General features: G+C 44.2%; 14 protein-coding genes. 8 read left to right on the top strand and 6 right to left on the bottom strand.

Annotated features, from left to right (window positions below; genetic code table 11):
• Positions 1 to 215: 215 nt before the first annotated feature.
• On the bottom strand, positions 216 to 2,789 hold the full coding sequence (hrpB, locus tag BM736_RS22890) for an ATP-dependent helicase HrpB (protein ID WP_143562471.1): 2,574 nt from the start codon (positions 2,787 to 2,789) through the stop codon (positions 216 to 218).
• An 89-nt stretch (positions 2,790 to 2,878) separates the two neighbouring features.
• On the bottom strand, positions 2,879 to 5,113 hold the full coding sequence (locus tag BM736_RS22885) for a bifunctional diguanylate cyclase/phosphodiesterase (protein ID WP_076416596.1): 2,235 nt from the start codon (positions 5,111 to 5,113) through the stop codon (positions 2,879 to 2,881).
• A gap of 262 nt (positions 5,114 to 5,375) precedes the next feature.
• Here BM736_RS22885 and thpR point away from each other — a divergent pair, with 262 nt between their 5' ends.
• Both thpR and BM736_RS22875 read left to right on the top strand, forming a co-directional pair.
• The gene (gene thpR / locus BM736_RS22880; RefSeq protein ID WP_076416595.1) at positions 5,376 to 5,978 is read left to right on the top strand and encodes an RNA 2',3'-cyclic phosphodiesterase; all 603 of its coding nucleotides are present in this window, start codon (positions 5,376 to 5,378) and stop codon (positions 5,976 to 5,978) included.
• A 120-nt stretch (positions 5,979 to 6,098) separates the two neighbouring features.
• A complete protein-coding gene (locus tag BM736_RS22875; protein WP_076416594.1) occupies positions 6,099 to 6,842 on the top strand; it encodes a hypothetical protein in 744 nt (247 codons plus the stop codon).
• A 69-nt stretch (positions 6,843 to 6,911) separates the two neighbouring features.
• Here BM736_RS22875 and BM736_RS22870 read toward each other — a convergent pair whose 3' ends face one another.
• From BM736_RS22870 to pepB, 4 genes are all read right to left on the bottom strand, one after another.
• Entirely contained in the window at positions 6,912 to 7,943 is a 1,032-nt protein-coding gene (locus BM736_RS22870; RefSeq protein ID WP_076416593.1) for an HlyD family secretion protein, read from the bottom strand.
• On the bottom strand, positions 7,940 to 8,251 hold the full coding sequence (locus tag BM736_RS22865) for an Mg2+ and Co2+ transporter (protein WP_076416592.1): 312 nt from the start codon (positions 8,249 to 8,251) through the stop codon (positions 7,940 to 7,942). The genes BM736_RS22870 and BM736_RS22865 overlap by 4 nt, the downstream gene beginning before the upstream one ends.
• A 388-nt stretch (positions 8,252 to 8,639) precedes the next feature.
• Positions 8,640 to 9,770 (bottom strand): response regulator, encoded by a 1,131-nt coding sequence (locus tag BM736_RS22860; protein ID WP_076416591.1) that lies wholly within the window; start codon positions 9,768 to 9,770, stop codon positions 8,640 to 8,642.
• 292 nt (positions 9,771 to 10,062) lie between these two features.
• Positions 10,063 to 11,340, bottom strand: coding sequence for an aminopeptidase PepB (gene pepB, locus BM736_RS22855; RefSeq protein WP_076416590.1), 1,278 nt, complete (start codon positions 11,338 to 11,340; stop codon positions 10,063 to 10,065).
• 144 nt (positions 11,341 to 11,484) lie between these two features.
• Here pepB and sfsA point away from each other — a divergent pair, with 144 nt between their 5' ends.
• The 6 genes from sfsA (at position 11,485) to panB (ending at position 16,773) form a co-directional block, all read left to right on the top strand.
• Positions 11,485 to 12,201, top strand: a complete 717-nt coding sequence (gene sfsA / locus BM736_RS22850) for a DNA/RNA nuclease SfsA (protein ID WP_076416589.1) — start codon at positions 11,485 to 11,487, stop codon at positions 12,199 to 12,201.
• Between the two features lie 159 nt (positions 12,202 to 12,360).
• Positions 12,361 to 12,804 (top strand): RNA polymerase-binding protein DksA, encoded by a 444-nt coding sequence (gene dksA / locus BM736_RS22845; protein ID WP_076416588.1) that lies wholly within the window; start codon positions 12,361 to 12,363, stop codon positions 12,802 to 12,804.
• A 153-nt stretch (positions 12,805 to 12,957) separates the two neighbouring features.
• A complete protein-coding gene (gene gluQRS / locus BM736_RS22840) occupies positions 12,958 to 13,830 on the top strand; it encodes a tRNA glutamyl-Q(34) synthetase GluQRS (protein WP_143562470.1) in 873 nt (290 codons plus the stop codon).
• A 224-nt stretch (positions 13,831 to 14,054) separates the two neighbouring features.
• Complete coding sequence (pcnB, locus tag BM736_RS22835) at positions 14,055 to 15,347, top strand: polynucleotide adenylyltransferase PcnB (RefSeq protein ID WP_372828711.1); 1,293 nt, start codon at positions 14,055 to 14,057, stop codon at positions 15,345 to 15,347.
• The gene (gene folK, locus BM736_RS22830) at positions 15,347 to 15,853 is read left to right on the top strand and encodes a 2-amino-4-hydroxy-6-hydroxymethyldihydropteridine diphosphokinase (protein WP_076416586.1); all 507 of its coding nucleotides are present in this window, start codon (positions 15,347 to 15,349) and stop codon (positions 15,851 to 15,853) included. The genes pcnB and folK overlap by 1 nt, the downstream gene beginning before the upstream one ends.
• 125 nt (positions 15,854 to 15,978) lie before the next feature.
• Positions 15,979 to 16,773 carry a 3-methyl-2-oxobutanoate hydroxymethyltransferase gene (panB, locus tag BM736_RS22825; protein ID WP_076416585.1) on the top strand — a complete coding sequence of 265 codons (795 nt, stop codon included), beginning with the start codon at positions 15,979 to 15,981 and terminating at the stop codon, positions 16,771 to 16,773.
• Positions 16,774 to 16,813 lie beyond the last annotated feature (40 nt).

Genomic DNA, 16,813 nt, shown 5'->3' with positions numbered 1-16,813 from the left:
GATGATTGGCATTCGTTGCCTAAAATTTAAAAGCCTCAACAATTAGTAACGTTATACCAAAGAGCTTTTTTGTGAGCTTCTCAGCTATTACAGCTCAAAGTAGCGATGGTCTGAATGAGTCAGCTCCCTCTACTAAGTTGCATTTAGATCAATAAACTTAAGAATCTAAACTATATTTAGCCTCTATAACAAAGCAAGAACTGGATTGTCTTACCTTACTTTTTACGTTTTTTCTTTTCCTTCCCGCTGTCAATCTCCAAATCCACCGTACCGTGTCCATCTGGCAAATCCCAGTTGTGTTTCGGGTATCTGCCCTTCATCTCTTTCTTTACCTCAACATAGGGCCCTTCCCAAAAACTGGCTAGATCTGCGGTCAAAGCCAAGGGGCGGCGTGCGGGAGAGAGTAGCTCCATGGTTACCACTAATTTGCCCTGACCAAGTACAGGGCTTTGAGCCATGCCAAAGGCTTCTTGTAGCCTAACACTCAACCTTGCTCTACCACCCTCATCGTATGTGATAGCCGCTTTGGTGCCAGTAGCCATAGGCCATTGGCAAGGAAAAAGTGCATCTAATCTTTGCTGTTTATCCCACTCAAAAAGATTAAGCAGCAGAGTATACCAGTCTAACGACTGCAGTTGTGACAAGCTTCTTACATCATTAATGTACGGGCCAAGCCAATCCTCAAGGCTAGATAATAAACGCACATTATCTATACTCGGCCACAGGGTTTCATTATCAAAGTTTTCCGCCAGTTTCGCTCTGTGCTGCAGCTGAATAGCTTTCGGGCTAAAATTAAGTAATTCCACCCCCTTACTCTTAACTAACTCAAAAATAGCAAGTTTAATCTGTGCTGGCTCTGGCTTACTTGATGCCATTCGATTAAGGACTATCTGGCCGATCTTATTTCGTGTTTCTGCGTAAAAGCGCCCTTTTGACTCATCCCAACCACAAAACTCTTCACTTTTAACCAGAGATGACAAACGACTCTTAAACAAATCTTCATCTAATTTACTGGCTAAATAGACCCGTCCACTGCTCCTGCCTTCACTCTCTTGAAAGTCCGCCACAACCAGCCAATCTGTTTGAGCTAAAGGATCATTTTCAGGTAATGTTACTCCGGTCCCATTTGCCAATTGATACCCTGACACACCACGGCTTTTAGCCACTCTATCTGGAAAAGCTAACGCTAACAGAAAAGCGATATCTGCAGCACAGGCCATAGCTACAACCCGAGGGAGCTCAAGTGACACCTTTAGCTTTCTCATCCATGTCCGTACTTGCTTGCCTGCCTCCCCTTGAGTAGCTTCTCGCAGGTAGTTACTAATATCGACGCCATGGCGCCCTATGGTTCTAGACTCTAAAACCCCCGCAAGCAAACAGGCTAAACCGACTAAACTCCCATCATCTGAATGACTTGAAATAAGCTTAGCTTTTAGCAACATATGGGCAAGACGTGGATGGCAGCCTAATTGGTAAGCCTCTACGCCATGTGGTGTAATTTTCCTCTCTTGAGTCACTATCTCAAGTAAGACAAGTAGCTCCCAAGCGACTCGCTCATTGGTTAATGAAGGCTGAGTTAACATTGGCAGTTCGTCGAGTGCTTTAACGCCCCAAGAGGCAGCATCGAGCGCCATAGGGATAAGGTCGCTATGCAAAATTTCAGGTTCATCAGCTTTAAGTAGTCGCCCTTGCTCCTCTTGACTCCATAATCGCAAACAATAACCCGGCGATAGACGACCTGCACGGCCCGCTCTTTGGGCGGCTGAAGCTTGGCTAATTCGTTTGAGCGTCAAGCGTGTCACACCCGTTTTAGGGTTAAAGCTTGCATGCCGCTTAAAACCGGAATCGACAACTAAAGAGATGCCATCAATAGTCAGACTCGACTCGGCAAGGTTGGTAGACAGAACAATTTTTCGTTTGCCGTCTGTAGCAGGCGCTATCGCTCTATCTTGGGCTTGCGCTGGTAGACTACCGTAAAGCGGACAGATAGAAAATTGCTGGCTATCGAGTCGATTTATAAGGTAATCATGTAAGCGCATAATCTCACCTTGGCCAGGTAAGAAAGCCAATAAAGCACCTTGTTGATCAAAAGCGGGATCTGGATGTGAAATTCCCTTATCACTCAGTAGTGATACTATTGATTTTCCCATATGCTCAAGCCAGATCTGTGTGCTTGATTGATGAGTATTTAAAGCTGCGCTACGCCCCTTCGCTGCAGATACACTGCTATAAGCCATCTCAACAGGAAAGCTACGCCCTTCGCTTTGCAGCGAAACAGCATCAGGCATTAGAGAGTCTAAAGCTAGCCCTGTCAATGTGGCTGACATAGCTAATACTTTAAGGTCTTCTCGAAATGAGCTCTGGATATCTAACGCTAAAGCAAGCCCCAGATCAGTGGTCAGGTGCCGCTCATGGATCTCATCAAAAATAATGATATCGATCCCCGTGAGCTCCGGATCTTGCTGGATCATTCTTGACAGAACGCCTTCTGTAACTATCTCTAGACGACTTGATGCACTTGACTTTGATTCTCCACGAACTCGATAACCAACCTCTTTACCAATCTCAGTGCCTCTTTGACTCGCAATGTAGTGTGCAACACTTCTCGCTGCGACCCTTCTGGGCTCAAGCATCAATATTTTGCCAGTCAACTCACTCCAGTCGAGCATAGCTAATGGTAAAGCGGTAGATTTACCAGCACCTGTAGGCGCTTCTAAAATGACCTGATTATTTGATGTAAATGCCTCTCTAAGAGGTTGAAGCAGATCGTGTATAGGTAAGTGTTTCAAGAGGAGTGAGATCTTAATGGCTTATAGCGCCTAGTGTACATGATTGCTCAGGCGATGACATAGATTGAGCTAATGGCTGCTATTGTTAATTAGCGAGACACGAGTTTTGGCCGGCTTTGCTGCTCTTTATTAAGCTCAGTCATATACCAATGCAGGCTCTCGCCACTTGACAATGAACTTAATTTTTCAGGTTTAGCAATGGCATACCCTTGGGCAAAATCAACACCTAAGCCTTTAAGCCTGTGGCCAATCTCAGAGCTTTCGACAAATTCTGCGATAATTTCAAACTCCATATCTCGCCCAAGTTGGCATATTGCAGTCACAATTGCCTGATCTGAATCATCATCACATAGGTGCCTAACAAATTGACCGTCGATTTTCACAAAATCAACATCGAGCAACTTCAAATAGGCAAAACTTGAAAAACCAGAGCCAAAATCATCGAGTGCTAATTTACAGCCCAGAGGCTTAACCAGATCGATCAATGCCGTAGCCTGATCTAACTGACTCACAGCTGCAGTTTCAGTTATCTCAAAACAAAGCTTAGACACCAGCTCCGGCTCAGCCATTAACCTCATCTCTAGCCAAGCCATAAATTCATTATCACTCAATGACGTTGCAGATAGATTTATCGCAACCATAGATAAGTCAGCCCATACATCAAGATGTTTCCCTCCCCACTGCAACAGATGCTCAATAACCCAACGGTCAACACGCGAAGCTAAGCTATACCGCTCAGCTGCTGGCAAAAAGATTGCGGGCGAGACAAGCTCCCCATCTTCAGTCAACATCCGCAGTAAGATCTCTAAATGCAGACCATTATTATCATTTAGCAGAGGCTCTATCGGCTGAAAGTAAAGCTCGAATCTATCTAAAGTAAGTGCGCCAACAACATCTACTGAGGCATTCATATCGGTATAAAGGCGAGTCATTTGAGGGTCGCTCGGAGAGTATAAATACCAACTATTTCGTCCCTTCTCCTTCACTAAGCCACAAGCGGCATTTGCTCGTGCCAAAACCTCTGAAGTTTCCTCTGAGGGGCTGCTAAATGCTGCTAACCCCATACTGATACTCACGCTGTGAGTGCGCTTATCCCACACAAACTCATGCTGACGGAGCTGTTCACAAATCCTATCTGCAATATGTGACACTGCTTTTTCATCAGCTGCATACATCAAAATAGCAAACTCATCGGCACCAAGCCTAGATACGATATCCCCTTTACGTACAAGCTGCTTAAGACGTAAAGCGACTTGGCAGAGCAACTTATCACCCGCTTTGTGACCGCTAATATTATTGATAACCTGAAATTGGTCGAGATTGATAAAGGCCGCATAGGTAGGGGCGAGCTCTTCACCGCTTCTTTCTGCACTGTAATAGGATTCAAAATATGAACGGTTAGGTAAGCCTGTAAGATGATCAAAGTTTGCTTGAAAACTCAACTCATCAGCAAGCTTATGTCGCTCATTGACATTTTCGGCAACGAGCAACAATTGCTCGCTCTCACTGGGCAGTGAGCTAAACGTAAGCTTAAGCCAATTAAAGCTCCCATCACTGCATAACACCGGAAGTTCACACCAAGCTTGCTGTAATACTTCCCCTCTAACTAAACCAATAGTGTCAACTAGAATGCCACGATCATCTTCATGTATTAGTGACTCTAAGGCTTGCCACTCTTTGATCTTTAATAACTCTTCGGCAGCATGGTTGTATAAAGTGAGTTTGTTAGCACGGTTGACCTGAGCACAGGCTAATGGCAAACGGTAGAGCAACTCATAGCTATAATTCTTAGCCAGCTTGTACTCCCCTTCCAACCTATTCCTCTCCTCCCAAATCGCAATATAAGAAGCTGATAACTGTAATACCTGTAAAGCATCCTCCTGCCAACCCGAACCTGATTGATTTATAGCGCCAATTAGATACCTTTGGCCCTGAAAGGCCACCATAGGGAGCAAAGCCAAACTGTGTATTTTCAAGCTATCAAGCAGGGCTTTCTCAAGTGATGATAATTGACTAATATCAGTAAATACCTTGTAACCATCCCGCTCTCTTCTCTCCTTCATAAAAAGATGATGAAAAGATTGTGAATGATTAAGTGCGTTCTCTAATTTGGGAATATCGATATCATAGCCAGATGATAAGTGATTAAGACGAACCTGCTTACTCGCCTTTGATATACAGAAAACAAATATGCATTCGCAGTGAGTAAGTTGTGCAATCTTATTAAGAGCATCATTAAGGTGGTAGCCAGACTGAGCGAGAGACAGCTCACTGAACAGAGTCACCAATTTAGAAACATTACTTTTTTCATCGGTATTTGACATTGAAAGTGTCACTTCCTTACGACAAACAGGTTCCTAGATTTCACCCTTATTAAGAGGTATTTCGAAAATCATTCCCCAACACGAGTGATGTTCAGTATAGGAGAAGTTTTGCTCTATTGCCGTTTGTAACAATCTTTTTAGCTTAACAATCAACTTAAAGCCGTTGAATCGCCGGCAACTTAATAAGTCGTTAGACAGAAGGGTAATGCCGCTGCAGAGAATAAAGCTCATACTTAATATAAACTTAGATTAAGGAGTTGCCATGAAGCGATTATTTATTGGAGTTTCACTCGAAAATGAACAGGTCGACAAGCTAGAATCATTTCAATCAAAAGTATCAAAAGAGTGTGGCTTAGAAACTGCGCGGCCAGTATGTACAGACAACTTCCATATGACGCTGTCCTTTATTGGGGGCGTCTCAACACCTGCCGTTTCACACTTAGTCAACGCGTTAGACGAGGTAAGTAATGCGACTGGCTGGCCAAAGTTTGATGTGACATTTAATCGACTTACCTTTTGGCAGAAGCCTCAAGTTATTTGTCTATCTGCAGCGCCTTTATCACAATCAACGATAAATCCAGCCTTAGCACTTACCTTAGCGCGCTGCTACACGATCAGCCGTAATCTAGACCTTTTTCCGGAAAAAAGTTCGAAAACAGGAGTAGCAGATAAGCATCATGACGCTTCAGGCTTTACTCCACATGTCACTCTATTTCACAAAGCTAAACTGGCTAAGAATAACTGCTTAACCCAAATTACTCCTCCCCATATCTCGCTGCAGCCTACTCAGCTCCACCTTTATCAGTCAATTAGCGGTCCTGATGGGGTGAAGTATCCTAAGTTACATTCATGGGCTTTAAGATAAGGGGAAGCGAAATAACAACATCAACATCGATTTGTTCGTTTATCGAAGGCAAACAAAAGTTTACAAACTAAAAAACAATCAGCTATAACAAGCTAGTGACAATGGATAGGATGCCCAAAGATGATATTAACTCCCAAAGAAAAGTACCAAGAAAAGTGCTCAGCACTCGTATCTACTACTCTTTTAGCGCTGGGCTCAACCTTAGCACTAGTATTGAGCTTGGTATTGGGTCTATCACTGAGCTTCACAACTTGGGCTGCAACACAAGCGGCTCCACAAGAGTCAAGCTTACCTGAAACACAGCAACTTGCTCTAACTAGCTTAGATGATAATAAATTACCGCTTATTGCCATCGAGGTTGGCGTCGACTTGTCAGGAATGGAGGGCTCAGTAAATCAAGCAGCAGAGTCAATCACAGAGATGGCAAACGCCCTCACAACCTTAGCGGAAAACCCACAACTGGATGCAGAGCAACAACAGAACATACTCGCGATAATAGGGCGAATAGATACACTTGCTCAAGGCTTTAATACCTCATTAAACAAGCTTCCCGATGCAGTAAAGCAATCAAGTAAACCCATAGTCACAGCCAGTGAAAATATGTTGAGCGATTTAAAACTTGCCGTAATACTTGTTTTTGTACTACTTCTTCTGCTCATAATCATAGTACTTATTGCTATCTACTACAGTGTTTTACAGCCCACTAAACAGATACTCGTCGAAACCACAGGAAAGCTCAGCCACATGGCGACAGCAATGGAATCTACAGCCCATATCATTGAAGCAAGTAACGAGCACCATCAAAAGATTTTAGAGAGTATTGAACGTCATCAGGAGCAGTTCTCAGCCAAGGAAAACCGATGAGCTCCTAGGCCTAGATTAGTAAGTTCCTAGATAATCGCTAGGAACTTATATCTCATGGTTAACACCTGATTACAGTGCATTTAAATAGGACTTAGTAGCCACTAAACGCACTGTTGCAGCACCAATAATATCTAAGAAACCTAAGATGCTATGGGGCTTATCAGCACTGATCCAAGCCGATCCTGTTGCGCCAATAGGTAACATTGCCATCGTCTCTTCATCAACTTCTAAGATAACGGTACGACCTATTGGCATTGACCCTAATGATACATGTCGCCCAACAGATTGTTCACGAGGTAAAATATCCCCCTGCGCTTCACCGGTTGCCTCGACCTTGCTATGTACTCGCGCTCTGAAGATCTGACCTGGATAAGCATCAATATAGAACTCAGCAAACTGTCCTTTTTTGATATAAGCAAAAGATTGATCCGGGATTCTCATCTCAACAAATTTGTTATTGGTCTGCCAAAAGTGCATCGCTCCGACCCTAGAACCATCGGCAATATAAACATGGGTAACCATACCATCAAATGGTGCCGTAACATTGAGACGGCTAAGTTCATAATTAAGGTTTTTCAGCTTGGCGCGCTGAACATCTAATTGTGCCTCTAGCACTTTCAATTCAGCAGCAATAATCTCTACTCTATCAGCAGAGTTTTCCAAGTCCCGTTCACTGACATGAACTTGTATCCGCTGATTACGAGTGTAGTCTCGATTTGCCTGAGCATACTCAACCACTTTAGCGTCTACAGTTCTTTGTATCTCCTGCTTTTTAGCCATGACCTCATCAATCGCACTCACAACAGAATCGTCTCTTAAGGTGTAGAGCAACTCACCTTCGTTCACATATTGATTATGATCGACATAAATCTTATCAACCTGCTGCCCCAGTGCGGGGGACAAAACGGAATGAGGTGCCCTAACTGTCGTCGAATTGGTCAAGTCTGCAGGAGAGTAAAACCTGTGCGCCATAAATAGGGTTAAAGCGAGCAAGCAGCCGATAAATACACTGATAAAATAGTTTCTTGGCCTAGGGTTAATAACCTTAAACTTGAACAGCAGCCAAACAATGAATATATAGGGGAGCATTATCTCTTTCATGAACGTGTCCCCTTAAACCATAGCTGGGCTTTATCCCAATCAGTCACGATGGCGATTACTGCAATAACCCATAAAGGCTTCCAAATCAGCCCTAGCATACATAGCCAAAAAATCAGCTTTGCTTGATGCATCCCCTTCTCTTTCGCCATATATTTTGGCAGTGAATGCAAGTGCCATAATTTTATTGCCACCCATGAAAAAATGGCCACCGTCACTAACGTGATAAACCACATAAATGCCACTGAATCCAGCAATACCATCACGCTAGGTAAATTATCAAAGGCTAAACTCGTATCGTGTATCTTCATCGGCTCTCATTGGTTTTAGGTTGGTAGTTGTGTATCAATGGGGATAACTCCCTCCCCCAAAAATCGTTATTAATACCAACCGGTATAAACAACTCATCTTTATCAGATACATGCCAATTATTTAATGGCTGCAGTTTAAGGTATTTGGGCTGAATAGAAGTTGAATAGGAGGTTATATGTAGAGCTAAACGGCGATAATCACGACGCTTAGATAAAAAAAATGCCACCTCGCAATAAAGTAGCAATTGAAGAATTGTGTTGTGATATATCACTGGTTAATATTGATATCATAACAAGTTAAAAAATGAGAGTTCCTAACATTGAAAAAACATGAAAACATTTGAATTCATAAGCTTATATCTCTATTTAATCTCTATTTAGTACGTTATCACTCAAAGTTTAGCATCACCTGCTTAAAGAGCTCATCAGCTTCAACCGCAACCCCCTGCCCCCCACTTAATGATACTTGAGCGATTATCTCCTCAGTCGTATTAAAGGTGTAGATGTAATAGGGGATGAAAATACCCTTGGCTCGAAGAGATTCCAGTAACTTTAAACCAGCAATCGCATCCTCTTCGCGGCCCATATCAGAGATGATGAGATCATAGCGATATAAACCGATGAGTCGCACAGCTTCTTTCGAACTTGTTGTGCTATATACGCCAATATTCTGCGAGCGTAAAAACTCTCTCTCTTTACGATTATTTTCAGGGTGATCATCTATCCACAGTACTCGTCCAATAGCATCGGGTCGCTCACTGTAAACGATCTCATGCTCATCAATTGCACTCTTTCCCGACATTAAATAGGCGTCAAACAGCGGTGTAGAGAGCAAGCCAAATAAGATGATAAAACTAATAACAATAGAGGATAGAATAGTCGTTAATTTCGGCCACTCATGTATCAGCCGATCAAACTTGCTCTTTAGTCGAGCTTGTATTGGAGCTTGGACAATAACAGGTTGCACTCGCACCTCCCCCCCAGAAGCAGTCCCCACACTATGACTGACGCTTTCCCCTCTCAAATCAGACGCCAGCACTTTCTTAGCGGTATTTTCAGCATCAGAAAAATGCGCAACAGACTCGACTTGAGCATTTTCTGCAGAGCTTTGTGAAGTATTAGAGGTGTTATCAGAAGTGCTAATGGAAGTGCTGTGGGAGGATGCTAGGTTAGCGTGAGCAGATGTGCTTAAAGCGTCTTGATTAAGGAGTTGCCGACCAAGAGCTTGTGATAACCTGTAGCCTCGTCCGTGTACAGTCTGAATAATAGCGGCTTCACAACCTGCATTTTTAAATATCTTTCTTGTATCGGAAACAAGTTTAGACAGTGACATATCTGAAACGACAGTGTCGGGCCAAATATGTTGTAAACATGCCTGCTTATTACAATGGTTAGGATAACTCTCAATAAGTAAGCTAAACAGAGAACAGATCCGCTCATCTATCTGAATTGACTGATCATCTATGACAAACTCTTGCTGTACCGTGTTGATACTAAATTCATCAAAGCTGATATACATGTATAGCTTCACTCCCTTGAGCTTTATGAGCCATCAAAAAATTAACTGCATACTGTAATGCCTACACGCTATAGAGCGTTGACATTAAGATACATACAAGACGCCACTTCGCGCAACAAAAATACAACAAATGATAAAATTCCCCCAATGACCTCAATACTGGCAAAAGCTGACTTAATGCTAGGCCAATAAAAAAGCAGACTTGAATCAAGTCTGCCTTATGTTCTTATCAAGCCTTGCCTTCTACATCACATAGGTCAGTCGGCCTGCATTATTTGAAATTAGACCTGAATTAGTCTTGCAATAAACCCGCAATGGTGAGCATGCCGTGAGTGGTACCGCCAGCTGCCCACATTGCATTAGGCGTATCAGCAAACGCAGAAGCAAGATCCATATGTACCCACTTAGCCTCAGGAGAGACAAAGTGCCATAGGAAGCCCGCAGCATTCGATGCGCCACCAGCTCCACCGCCTTTCATTGGGCGACTGTTTGCTGTGTCTGCATAAGGTGACGGGCACATCTCTTTATGCCATGGGTCTAGCGGCAAAGGCCACACTCGCTCACTGACCTCAAGCGCCTTTGCCTGCACTTTAGCGAGCACTTCGTTTGACGGTGAGAAGATAGCGTTATAGTTCGTACCTACGGCCATTACTGCAGCACCTGTTAAGGTTGCCGCATCGATAATCAACTCAGCACCAGTATCAGATGCAGCTTGGAGACCATCGGCTAAAACTAGGCGACCTTCGGCATCGGTATTCACCACCTCAACACTGACACCATTTTTATAGGTTAATACATCACCTAACTTATAAGCATGGCCACTGATCAAGTTCTCAGCACAGCAAAGAAACAGCTTAACTCGCTTATTCAGTCCTTGCTTCATCGCCAACCCGAGTGCAGCGGTAACGGTAGAGGCTCCGCCCATATCGCATTTCATCCCCAGCATTCCCTCTGATGCCTTGATACTATATCCGCCAGAATCAAAGGTGATGCCTTTACCGACCAAAGCAATTGAAACAGGTGCATCATCATCTAACGGATTAAAATCTAGCTCTAGCATTGCAGGTGGTCGCTCACTGCCTCGACCAACAGCATGGATACCTATCCACTTTTGCTCGAGCAATTCAGCCCCTTCGATAATGCGATAGCTGACCTTATCTCCGCCAATTTCAGATAACCAGTGAGCAGCAAGAATAGCCAGTTTAACAGGCGCAAGATTTTCAGGTGTCTCGTTAATCAAGTGACGTGCAAAGCTTGCACTTTCAAGACGGTTAGCTAATTCAACTTGAGTCTCTTCATCGCCTGTCCATTGAATATCAGGAACAGATTTAGCGGTTGCAAAACCTTGAGAAAAAGCCCATTGAGCATCCAATCCCCACAGCTCCCCCTCAAGAGAGATTGTCGATAATCCCTGACTACGCAGTTTACGGGCAGCTTGTTGAATTTGACGTAGCTCATCACCGCCTTGTAGGTGAATAGTCGCTTGCTTATCGTTAAAGGTGACATCGGATTTTCCCCAATGTACTGCCGGTGCATCATTGCTGAGCACTACTGTCATTAAATCTGTCATACCTACTCCATCCTGGCTCTTAATTGCTGACACTCACTTACTGGTGCAGCTTAGAATTTTGCACAAAGTTTACTGCATAGAGATCAATCTCGATAGGGAAAACCTGTTAACCTTGCTGTAAGTTATTATCTTTGAGTCTTAGTCATGCAGTTCACTCCCCCCTTTGAAGCGGGCGCTTTAATAAAACGCTATAAACGCTTCCTTACCGATATTGAGCTTAATGATGGCTCAGTCGTTACCATTCACTGCCCTAATACAGGATCGATGAGAAACTGCCTGTTTGAGGGACATAAGGTCTGGTTCTCGACGTCCGATAACCCCAAACGTAAATATTCGCGTACTTGGGAGCTCGCAGAGACTGATGTCGGCCATTTGATAGGGATCAATACAGGTAGAGCCAATCAGCTAGCAGAAGATGCCATTAAAGCTGGTGTGATTACTGAGTTACAAGGTTATGAGAGCCTAAGACGTGAAGTAAAATACGGTAGTGAAAATAGCCGTATAGACATATTTCTACAAGGCTCCCAAGACACAGAGCCTAAACTGGACTGCTATGTCGAAGTGAAAAGCTGTACCTTGCTAGAAGATGGCCAGGGCTACTTTCCAGATGCAGTAACTAAACGGGGTCAAAAACATCTTAGAGAGTTGATGGAAATGGTCGCTTTAGGCCATAGAGGCGTACTGCTATTTGTTGTGCAACATACTGGTATCGAGTCAGTGCAAGCCGCAAAGCATATCGATCCGGAATATGCCGAACTATTAACTTTAGCTCATCAATCTGGAGTGGAAGTTTTAGCATATTGTGCAGAAATGTCGCCAAAATGCGCTAGCTTGATTAAATCATGTCCTGTCAAACTGTAAATAGACGGTAAAAGTTGAAATAATTAAGAATAGGGAACATAGTCAAGGAATATCATCATCGCAACATAAAAAGTTTGCTTGCTTTATCAGTTTCTGATATAGATATCGGCCTTAAAATACAAGCGCCCCACAACGCAAATGATTAACAGGAGATGCGTTATGCCAGAAGGCACTAAAAAACTCGGCGTGCTCGCTATCGCAGGTGTAGAACCTTATCAGGAAAAACCTGGTGAGGAGTATATGAACGCAGATCAGTCGAGCCACTTCAGAACGATTCTGGATGCTTGGCGTAATCAATTACGTGAAGAGGTTGACCGCACACTAAACCACATGCAAGACGAAGCGGCGAACTTTCCAGATCCAGTTGATCGTGCGGCTCAAGAAGAGGAGTTCAGTCTTGAACTTCGCGCTCGTGACAGAGAACGTAAGCTAATTAAGAAGATTGAAAAGACACTGCAAAAGATTGAAGAAGATGACTTTGGTTTCTGTGATTCTTGCGGTATCGAAATCGGTATTCGACGTCTTGAAGCACGACCAACTGCTGACCAATGTATCGACTGTAAAACACTTGCAGAGATCAAAGAGAAGCAGATGGCAGGCTAATCTGACTCAGTTTGCTAACTACAATTAGCAAACCAAAGCAGATAGAAAGCGGGGTATATCCCCGCTTTATTGTATCTGCGATTTAGTCATTAACACTTTCCTGTTAACTCTGTGCTCATAGGTTAACAGTAACTTATTTAGGTGCTAATAATTTTGAGTCATCCACCCTACATTGGTAGATTCGCCCCCTCTCCTTCTGGACCATTACACTTTGGCTCACTTGTCGCCGCCCTAGGTAGCTACTTAAGAGCGCGCTCACAAGCTGGAAAATGGTTAGTCCGTATTGAAGATATCGATCCTCCTAGAGAGGTATTAGGCAGTAGTGAAGATATCCTAAAAACCTTACTTGCTTACGGGTTACAGTGGGATGGCGAAGTGCTTTATCAAAGTGATCGGATACAGGCCTATCAAACAAAAATAGAGAAGTTACTCGCCCAAGACAAAGCCTATTACTGCCAATGTACTCGTAAAGAGATAAAGGCAATGGGGGGGACCTATGATGGTCGTTGTGGTCGATTAGCCGCGCCGCTTAATACAGGTGCGATCAGGATACGTAATCAAGCCGGGGTTGAGCATTTTAACGATCTTCTGATGGATGATGTTCGAGTTGATAAAGGGTTTGCCAACGAAGATTTTATCATCAAACGTAGTGATGGCTTATATGCTTACCAACTCGCTGTGGTTATGGATGATGCTTTTCAACAAATCACAGAGGTGGTTCGAGGCAGCGACCTGCTGATACCGACCTGCAGACAGATCAGCTTATTCCAGCAGTTTGAACAGACTAAGCCTAACTGGTTACACCTACCTTTAGTTTGTACAACCCCAGGCATGAAACTCTCTAAACAAAATCATGCCCCTGCAATCGATAAGCTACACCCACAAGAGAGTTTCAATGCAGCACTGACATTTTTAGGTCAGGCACAGGTTCAGCCGAGTGAGCAGATGAGTGAGATGGTAGCGCAAGCAGTTAATGAGTTTGATCTGTCACTCATCCCTAAACAAACAGAGATAGTACTGGCTTAAGATTATACTCATTAGGTTATATTTGAGTTATCATACCCGCCTTGTTGTAACCCATAGTACATATGCACATTACAGATGCAATTTTGAGGTGTCCCATTTTTCGCCGTATAAGCAAATTCTGCAAACAGTTTTTTGATGAAAAACAAACAACTGAAGAAACAACTGACAGTGGCTTAAGCTTGGAGGTTGTCCCGAGACAAGATCATGACATATCTCGGAGACAGATGAGCGAAAACGCCATAAAAGTGCTATACCGTCTGCATAAGTCCGGTTTTAAGGCCTATCTGGTTGGTGGAGGTGTGCGTGACATTCTCCTAGGGTTGCAACCAAAAGATTTTGACGTTGTTACCAACGCAACACCTGAAGAGATCAAAAAACTCTTCAGAAACTGTCGCCTTGTCGGCCGCAGATTCCGTCTTGCACACATAGTATTTGGTCGAGATGTTATTGAAGTGGCAACGCTCAGAGGTCACCATGTGGTTACCGAAGATAAGACCTCTAAAACCAATGCTGAAGGCAGACTACTGCGTGATAATGTCTATGGCACCATAGACGAAGATGCCGAGCGCCGCGATTTTACAATCAATGCCCTCTATTACGATATCAGTGACTTCTCCATTCACAGCTATGGTGGCGGGCTCAACGATCTCAAGTCACGCACAATAAGAATGATCGGTGATCCCAATACGCGTTACCGTGAAGATCCTGTGCGCATGCTCAGAGCTGTGCGATTTGCCACTAAGCTCAACATGACCATAGATAGCGCCACAGCCGAGCCGATTTCAGAATTGGCGCCGCTACTGAAAGATATTCCTGCAGCGCGTATGTATGAAGAGGTCTTAAAGCTATTCTTCAATGGCCAAGCAGAAAATAACTTTAATATGATGAGGGAACTTGGGCTATTTGAGCCACTATTCCCGCTTGTTGACTCCCATTTGGTTGAAGATGTCGAAGGCCCTATCGGCAAGATGATGCAAACCATCATGGAGAACACTGACGCCCGCGTTAATGCTGAGAAAACGGTCACGCCAGCTTTCTTCTATGCTGCAATCCTTTGGTATCCACTGAGCCAACGTGCTGATGATATCGCGCTAGAGAGTGGCTTGAGTGTCTATGACGCCTATTACGCCGCTATGGGCGATGTGATGGAGCAGCAGTGCCGTACTATTAGCATTCCACGCCGCTTCAGCACACCGGCCAAAGATATCTGGCAACTACAGTTACGCTTTGATCGCAATCAAGGTACACGCGCCTTTAAGTTTATTGAGCACCCTAAGTTCCGCGCAGCATATGATCTACTGCTACTGCGAGCCAGTGCTGAAGGTGGCGCAGTCGCCAAATCAGCCGCATGGTGGAAGAGCTTTGTTGAAGGTGGTGAAGAGCAACGTAGTGTCATCGCCCGCTCTGCTAACAAAGGCAGCCGCAATCGTAACTCTAATCAACGTAGACGCCGTAAGCCATCAGCTAAGAAAAATGCCAAGCCTGCAGCGCCGTCATCGGATAAGCCCGACGAGTAATGAGTAGGGTATTTGTTGCCTTAGGTGCAAACTTAGTCGATCCAATCTCGCAGCTCGATAACGCCTGTAAAGCGCTTAATGAGCTTGCACTCGGTAGCGATAGTAACGAGCCGCTTAGAGAGGCCATCACAGTCTCTTCTTACTATCGCTCTGCCCCTATGGGGGATGTAGTCCAGCCAGATTATGTCAATGCAGTCGCCAGTTTCAGCACTTCACTTGAACCACTCGAGCTTTTAGATGCATTACAAAAGATAGAGAATGAGCAAGGCCGCGTAAGACTCGAACGATGGGGGCCAAGGACACTCGATCTTGATCTGTTACTCTTTGATAGTCAGCTCATAGAGACTCCAAGGTTAACCGTACCTCACTATGGTATGAAATCGCGCAGCTTTGTGCTTATTCCCCTCGCCGATATAGCCCCAGAATTAGTCTTACCTTGCGGTACAGAGCTAGCAACACTTATTAATGCTGAGTTAGCGGCTGAATTAGAACAAATAGTCAGATAATATTGAACTCTGCTGTGAGTTAGCATATAACTGCTGCCTATTTATAAAATTATGGCTTGGGCCAACAGCTCAAAGCCATATATGAAGTCAGATTACTTTAACAAATCAGATTTAAGATCATCACTATGTCTAAGATAACTAGTTCTACCCTGCTCAAGTTTAAGCAGGAAGGTAAAAAGTTCACTTCACTCACGGCTTATGATGCAAGTTTTGCCAGCGCCTTCGACAGTGAAGGGGTTGATGTACTACTCGTTGGTGACTCAATGGGTATGGTACTTCAAGGACATGATGACACCTTGCCGGTTTCTGTAGAAGATATCGCCTACCACACGCGCTGCGTAAAACGCGGAATCAAGCGTGCACTGCTTATCGCCGATATGCCTTTTATGAGCTATGCGACTCCTGAACAAGCGATGACAAACGCAACAGCGCTTATGCAGGCTGGCGCAAACATGGTTAAAGTAGAGGGTGGTCACTGGCTACTAGAGACAGTGACTAAACTCACTGAGCGCGGCATTCCAGTATGTGCACACTTAGGCCTCACGCCTCAATCAGTGCATGTATTCGGCGGCTTTAAGGTCCAGGGGCGTGATGCCGATAATGCTCAGCGCATTATCGATGAAGCGAAAGCATTAGAAGCAGCAGGAGCCCAGTTGCTAGTGGTTGAATGTATCCCAGCTCCACTCGCTAAAACCATCAGCGAAGCATTAACTATCCCAGTAATAGGCATTGGCGCTGGTGCAGATACCGACGGCCAGATCTTAGTCATGCATGATGTACTAGGTATATCAAGCGGCTATATTCCACGCTTCTCTAAAAACTACCTAAAGCAGACTGGTGAGATCCGTGAAGCTATTCGAGCCTATATCGATGAGGTAGAGAAAGGCATCTTCCCTGGCAGCGATCACACCTTCAACTAACTCATTAACCGTTGATCGCACCGAACACTATTACACATTG

The organism is Shewanella sp. UCD-KL12 (assembly GCF_001957125.1).
Classification (GTDB): domain Bacteria; phylum Pseudomonadota; class Gammaproteobacteria; order Enterobacterales; family Shewanellaceae; genus Shewanella.
Note: the sequence above shows the minus strand (reverse complement) of the source record. Positions and strands in the feature narration are given on the sequence as shown.